The following is a 4,169-nucleotide window of genomic DNA, read 5'->3' as shown; positions in this document are numbered from 1 at the left end:
GTGCGTACCGGGCTGAGAGGCGGTGTAAGTGAACTGTAGTTGCCATGTTTTACGGCAATGAGAGCAGAGATAGCGCTGATGTCCGGCAGTGCTTTTGCCGTTACGCACCACGCCTTCAGTAGCGGAGCAGGAAGGACATCTGATGGAAATGGAAGCCACGCAAGCACCTTAAAATCACCATCATACACTAAATCAGTAAGTTGGCAGCATTACCTGCATCTGTGTCTCTGTATCTGGTTAAAAAAAGTCTGACCGATAAATCATTTGGTTGGCGCACTGGAATAATCTGAGTTTTATCACTACAGCTTATAGAGGCTTAAGGAAATTCGTAAGATATCAGCCACTATACCGATATAAATAATAAGACTCACCTGCAAACCAGACGGTAATTTAATGATGATGAACGCTTTCTTTCCGGCAATGGCGCTTATGGTGCTAGTGGGTTGTTCTACACCGTCACCCGTGCAGAAAGCACAACGGGTAAAGGTTGATCCTCTGCGTTCGTTGAATATGGAAGCGTTATGCAAGGATCAGGCGGCAAAACGTTATAACACCGGCGAGCAAAAAATCGACGTCACCGCCTTCGAACAGTTCCAGGGAAGCTATGAAATGCGCGGTTATACCTTCCGTAAAGAGCAGTTTGTCTGTTCTTTTGACGCAGATGGCCATTTTTTGCATCTTTCCATGCGTTAAGCCCTGCTTTTTCCCGTTTCGTACTGTATATCTTCCATCCAGCGGGTATACTGATCCCTTCCTTTAAATCCACACGTATCCAGCACGAAATAATATGCAAAAGTTTGATACCAGGACCTTCCAGGGCTTGATCCTGACCTTACAGGATTACTGGGCTCGCCAGGGCTGCACCATTGTTCAACCATTGGACATGGAAGTCGGCGCGGGAACCTCTCACCCAATGACCTGTCTGCGCGCGCTGGGGCCAGAACCGATGGCGGCTGCTTATGTTCAGCCTTCTCGTCGCCCGACCGATGGTCGCTACGGCGAAAACCCCAACCGTTTACAGCACTACTATCAGTTCCAGGTGGTCATTAAGCCATCGCCGGACAATATTCAGGAGCTGTACCTCGGTTCTCTGAAAGAGCTGGGCATGGACCCGACTATTCACGACATCCGTTTCGTGGAAGATAACTGGGAAAACCCGACTCTGGGTGCCTGGGGACTGGGCTGGGAAGTGTGGCTAAACGGCATGGAAGTGACGCAGTTCACTTACTTCCAGCAGGTTGGTGGTCTGGAGTGTAAACCGGTTACCGGCGAGATCACCTACGGTCTGGAACGTCTGGCCATGTACATTCAGGGCGTAGACAGCGTTTACGACCTGGTCTGGAGCGACGGCCCGCTGGGTAAAACCACCTACGGCGACGTGTTCCATCAGAACGAAGTGGAGCAGTCCACTTACAACTTCGAATACGCGGATGTGGACTTCCTGTTCACCTGCTTTGAGCAGTACGAGAAAGAAGCACAGCAGCTGCTGGCGCTGGAAAATCCGCTGCCGCTGCCAGCCTACGAGCGTATTCTGAAAGCCGCCCACAGCTTCAACCTGCTGGATGCGCGTAAAGCCATCTCCGTCACCGAGCGTCAGCGCTACATTCTGCGCATTCGCACCCTGACCAAAGCAGTGGCAGAAGCATACTACGCTTCCCGTGAAGCCCTCGGCTTCCCGATGTGCAACAAAGATAAGTAAGAGGCGGCTATGTCTGAGAAAACTTTTCTGGTGGAAATCGGCACTGAAGAGCTGCCACCAAAAGCACTGCGCAGCCTGGCTGAGTCCTTTGCTGCGAATTTTACTGTGGAGCTGGATAACGCTGGCCTCGCACACGGCACCGTTCAATGGTTTGCTGCTCCGCGTCGTCTGACGCTGAAAGTAGCTAACCTGGCGGAAGCGCAACCGGATCGTGAAATCGAAAAACGCGGCCCGGCGATTGCCCAGGCGTTCGACGCTGAAGGCAAACCGAGCAAAGCGGCAGAAGGTTGGGCGCGTGGTTGCGGTATTACCGTTGACCAGGCTGAGCGTCTGACTACCGATAAAGGCGAATGGCTGCTGTATCGCGCCCATGTGAAGGGCGAAAGCACCGAAGCACTGCTGCCGAATATGGTTGCGACTTCTCTGGCGAAACTGCCGATCCCGAAACTGATGCGTTGGGGCGCAAGCGACGTGCACTTCGTGCGTCCGGTGCACACCGTGACCCTGCTGCTGGGCGACAAAGTCATTCCGGCAACTATTCTGGGCATTCAGTCCGATCGCGTGATTCGCGGCCACCGCTTTATGGGCGAACCGGAATTCACCATCGACAACGCCGATCAGTATCCGGAAATTCTGCGTGAGCGCGGGAAAGTCATCGCCGATTACGAAGAACGTAAAGCGAAGATTAAAGCCGATGCCGAAGAAGCAGCGCGTAAGATTGGCGGTAACGCTGACTTAAGCGAAAGCCTGCTGGAAGAAGTGGCTTCGCTGGTGGAGTGGCCGGTCGTTCTGACCGCAAAATTCGAAGAGAAATTCCTCGCGGTGCCGGCTGAAGCCCTGGTTTACACCATGAAAGGTGACCAGAAATACTTCCCGGTGTATGCGAACGATGGCAAACTGCTGCCGAACTTCATCTTCGTTGCCAACATCGAATCGAAAGATCCGCAGCAAATTATCTCTGGTAACGAGAAAGTCGTTCGTCCACGTCTGGCGGATGCCGAGTTCTTCTTCAATACCGACCGTAAAAAACGTCTGGAAGATAACCTGCCGCGCCTGCAAACCGTGCTGTTCCAGCAACAGCTGGGTACGCTGCGTGACAAAACTGACCGCATCCAGGCGCTGGCTGGCTGGATTGCTGAACAGATTGGCGCTGACGTTAACCACGCAACCCGTGCGGGCCTGCTGTCTAAGTGTGACCTGATGACCAACATGGTCTTCGAGTTCACCGACACCCAAGGCGTTATGGGGATGCACTACGCGCGTCACGATGGCGAAGCGGAAGACGTAGCCGTCGCGCTGAATGAGCAGTATCAGCCGCGCTTTGCCGGTGATGACCTGCCGTCCAACCCGGTAGCTTGTGCGCTGGCGATTGCTGATAAGATGGATACTCTGGCGGGTATCTTCGGTATCGGTCAGCATCCGAAAGGCGACAAAGACCCGTTTGCGCTGCGTCGTGCCGCACTTGGCGTGCTGCGAATTATCGTTGAGAAGAACCTCAACCTTGATCTGCAAACGCTGACCGAAGAAGCAGTGCGTCTGTATGGCGATAAGCTGACTAACGCCAACGTGGTTGATGATGTTATCGACTTTATGCTCGGTCGCTTCCGCGCCTGGTATCAGGACGAAGGTTACACCGTTGACACCATCCAGGCGGTACTGGCGCGTCGTCCGACTCGTCCGGCTGATTTCGATGCCCGTATGAAAGCGGTATCGCATTTCCGTACCCTGGATGCAGCTGCTGCACTGGCGGCGGCGAACAAACGTGTATCTAACATTCTGGCGAAATCTGACGAAGTGCTGAGCGACCGCGTGAATGCCTCTACCCTGAAAGAGCCGGAAGAAATTAAACTGGCGATGCAGGTTGTGGTGCTACGTGACAAGCTGGAGCCGTACTTTGCGGAAGGTCGTTACCAGGATGCGCTGGTCGAACTGGCAGAGCTGCGTGAGCCGGTTGATGCTTTCTTCGATAAAGTGATGGTCATGGTTGATGACAAAGAATTGCGTCTCAACCGTCTGACCATGCTGGAGAAACTGCGCGAACTGTTCCTGCGCGTTGCGGATATTTCGCTGTTGCAGTAATAACGCCGTTATTAAAAAGCTGCCATCTGGCAGGCTTTTTTTATTATCGCTAAATAATACAGCAACCTTTAATAATCTTCTGCTGAATAAAGATTATCTCATATATTAATTTTATGAGATTTTTGGTAATGACTCCAACTTACTGATAGTGTTTTATGTTCAGATAATGCCCGATGACCTTGTCATGCAGCTCCACCGATTTTGAGAACGACAGTGACTTCCGTCCCAGCCTTGCCAGATGTTGTCTCAGATTCAGATTATGTCGCTCAATGCGCTGAGTGTAACGCTTGCTGATAACGTGCAGCTTTCCCTTCAGGCGTGATTCATACAGCGGCCAGCCATCCGTCATCCATACCACGACCTCAAAGGCCGACAGCAGGCTCAGAAGACG

The 4,169-nt window shown here is 52.6% G+C and carries 5 protein-coding genes; 3 read left to right on the top strand and 2 right to left on the bottom strand.

Going from position 1 to position 4,169, the window contains the following annotated elements; all coding sequences use genetic code 11:
* A partial coding sequence (locus BFF42_RS11870) for an IS1 family transposase (protein ID WP_032277379.1) occupies positions 1-159 on the bottom strand: 159 nt, incomplete at its 3' end.
* 234 nt (positions 160-393) lie between these two features.
* Here BFF42_RS11870 and BFF42_RS11865 point away from each other — a divergent pair.
* The 3 genes from BFF42_RS11865 (at position 394) to glyS (ending at position 3,778) form a co-directional block, all read left to right on the top strand.
* A complete protein-coding gene (locus BFF42_RS11865) occupies positions 394-693 on the top strand; it encodes a YsaB family lipoprotein (RefSeq protein WP_000980111.1) in 300 nt (99 codons plus the stop codon).
* Between the two features lie 94 nt (positions 694-787).
* Positions 788-1,699: a glycine--tRNA ligase subunit alpha gene (gene glyQ, locus BFF42_RS11860; protein ID WP_001168544.1), complete on the top strand. Its 912-nt coding sequence runs from the start codon at positions 788-790 to the stop codon at positions 1,697-1,699.
* A gap of 9 nt (positions 1,700-1,708) precedes the next feature.
* Complete coding sequence (glyS, locus tag BFF42_RS11855) at positions 1,709-3,778, top strand: glycine--tRNA ligase subunit beta (RefSeq protein ID WP_001291812.1); 2,070 nt, start codon at positions 1,709-1,711, stop codon at positions 3,776-3,778.
* Between the two features lie 139 nt (positions 3,779-3,917).
* Here glyS and BFF42_RS11850 read toward each other — a convergent pair.
* The coding region (locus BFF42_RS11850) for an IS1 family transposase (protein ID WP_001393792.1) at positions 3,918-4,169 on the bottom strand (252 nt) is incomplete at its 5' end.

Origin of the sequence: Shigella sp. FC1661, from assembly GCF_001712525.1 — a bacterium.
In the GTDB taxonomy this organism is placed as follows: Bacteria; Pseudomonadota; Gammaproteobacteria; order Enterobacterales; family Enterobacteriaceae; genus Escherichia; species Escherichia coli.
Note: the sequence above shows the minus strand (reverse complement) of the source record. Positions and strands in the feature narration are given on the sequence as shown.